Below are 1,925 nucleotides of genomic sequence, written 5' to 3' on the forward strand. Positions count from 1 at the left end.
GCCGCGAGGAAACTCCCTTAAGCCGGAATCTGCGGCTTAGCAACAACTGCTAGCGGGAGTTTTTGTTGCTAAAGCGTGGGCCCGCGTCGCTTCGGTACCTGAACTTGGCACCAGGGCTCAATGAGCGACCTCGTTGTGCTCAGAATCTGCCTTGTGTCTTGAGCTCGATCAGTTTTCTCAGATACGCGTTCTCAGCCTGCAGCTTCTCGTATTCACGTCGAAGCTGATCCTGCTCAGTTCCTGAGTCTGACTCATTCCGCTCACGCACACGGCCACGCTTGCGCTGTTGGCGCGCCCATCGGAGAACCACGTCCGGGCCACCGAGTTCATACTCACGTGCTAGTTCCCTCGCAGTTTCACCGGCAATAAACCGGTCTACAACTTCGTGCTTAAGAGCAAGCGGCAACTTGGACTTCTTCTGTTCCACACGACACAGCTTGCCACGAAGACATCGAATACGCACCGTTCTGCCCGGGCGTCCCTGTCAGCCGCGACCCTTTCAGCCGAGTGCGCCCACTGCCGCCAGGCGCGCCTTCAGCTGCAGAGGATTCTGCAGGTCGCTCCACATGATCCGCACAACCGTATAGCCGAGCACGTGTAGTCGATGTTCGCGCTGTTTTTCGAGCATGAATTGATCACCGCGCTCATTGATTCCACCGGCGGCGGTGTCGCGATACTTTACGGACCCGTCGAACTCGATGATGATGCGCTTGTCTGGAATCAGGCCGTCAACCCGCGCAACGAATTCGCCGTTTTCATCGACAATGTCGGCCTGCTGCACAAGGCCTTTAACGCCGAGGTTGCGGATAACCACCATGCAGACGCTTTCGCCGAAGGATTCAGCGAGTCCTGTCGAATACTCCATGAGCTTGACCACCCGCATCGAAGCAGAAAACTTCGCATTCGCAGCGATGATTTCGCGGGCTGCATGCTTGCGGCCCTGAGCCTTAACCGGTTCCGAACGCAGAAGCGCGTCAAAAGCGGCGACCGCCTGTTCGAGCGAAATGTCAGTCGCAATATCCAGCACGGTGCGCACTGGGTCGGTGACTGGAATGCTGTTCCACAGGACTGTCTCTTCGGCCGGGCGCAACTGCCTTTGGCGCCGGGTGAATCTTTCCCCGGACCGCGATCGCGACGGGTTGATGAGCTGCACCTTATGCGGAATCGACAGCACGGGCAGACCATGAATCAGGGCCGCCGTCGTGTGGCTGAGAACATCGCCGTCGCTCAACCGCCGGCCGATGAATTCCGCTTTGCCTAGATGTTTCTTTTCCTGCAGGCCAAACCACGCACGGCCCTTTCCTGCCGAGGACGCCTCCCCCGTCAGCCGCAGAATCTCCGGTTCTGCGAAACGGTTGAACTGAGTGTGTTTGGTGCAGGTGCGATTGACGAAATAGCAAGCACGGTACAGCCGCTCGAGACAACACCCGACAGCTCGTTCGACCTCCCACTTTTCAGCGCCGAAAGCCTTTGCTTCTTGGAGCGAAAATACGTTGAACATATGCAACTGTCTTCCGTAAACGCATCGCTCCACAACCCCACTATCCATATCTGTGGATAACTCTGTGGACTTGTGGGCAATCATGGTTTAAGTCACAGGGTCAGGAGGGAACAAGACACCCGTTAGCCGGAATCTGCGCCTTAGCAACACGAAGACTCCCCTTAGCCGGGATCCACGCCTTAGCAACACGAAGACTCCCTTTAGCCGGAATCCACGGCTTAGCCGCAACTGCTAACGGGAGTTTCTGTTGCTAAAGCGTGGGTGGGGATTCAGGAGGTGGAGGTCCAGTACCAGCTGAGCCGGCACCTCGTGAGCTTGACCGGGCGGCACCTCGTACTGTGCCTTTCCCAGCGGACCCTGCCATGCTGAGCGAACCCTCCCAAACAAAAAACACCCGTTAGCCGGAATCTGCGCCTTAGCAACA

The 1,925-nt window shown here is 57.4% G+C and carries 2 protein-coding genes; both read right to left on the reverse strand.

The window, feature by feature from the left end:
• Window positions 1-139 precede the first annotated feature (139 nt).
• A complete protein-coding gene (locus tag HMPREF3172_RS00390; RefSeq protein ID WP_070514645.1) occupies window positions 140-427 on the reverse strand; it encodes a hypothetical protein in 288 nt (95 codons plus the stop codon).
• Window positions 428-499: 72 nt separating this feature from the next.
• Window positions 500-1,501 (reverse strand): PDDEXK family nuclease, encoded by a 1,002-nt coding sequence (locus HMPREF3172_RS00395; RefSeq protein WP_070514647.1) that lies wholly within the window; start codon window positions 1,499-1,501, stop codon window positions 500-502.
• Window positions 1,502-1,925: the final 424 nt, after the last annotated feature.

The organism is Brevibacterium sp. HMSC08F02, from assembly GCF_001807555.1.
Taxonomy (GTDB): Bacteria; Actinomycetota; Actinomycetes; order Actinomycetales; family Brevibacteriaceae; genus Brevibacterium; species Brevibacterium ravenspurgense.